Source organism: Allofournierella sp. CML151, from assembly GCF_027853465.1.
Classification (GTDB): domain Bacteria; phylum Bacillota; class Clostridia; order Oscillospirales; family Ruminococcaceae; genus Allofournierella.
The window spans coordinates 1-254 of record NZ_JAPNNW010000058.1 but is presented as its reverse complement, the minus strand read 5'-3'; the positions used below and the strand labels follow the sequence as shown (position 1 = coordinate 254).

1 rRNA gene is annotated in these 254 nt (G+C 48.8%); it reads left to right on the top strand.

The features are described from left to right. Positions 1 to 35 precede the first annotated feature (35 nt). A 16S ribosomal RNA gene (locus PH256_RS15230) occupies positions 36 to 254 on the top strand; the annotation flags it as partial.

Below are 254 nucleotides of genomic sequence, written 5' to 3'. Positions count from 1 at the left end.
TGATTTAATTCAGAGTAATCTGGTTTAAATACCATTTTATGAAGAGTTTGATCCTGGCTCAGGACGAACGCTGGCGGCGCGCCTAACACATGCAAGTCGAACGGAGCTTGCTTATCTGATTCTTTCGGGATGACGATTTGTAAGCTTAGTGGCGAACGGGTGAGTAACACGTGAGTAACCTGCCCCAGAGTGGGGGACAACAGTTGGAAACGACTGCTAATACCGCATAAGCCCACGGAACCGCATGGTTCTGG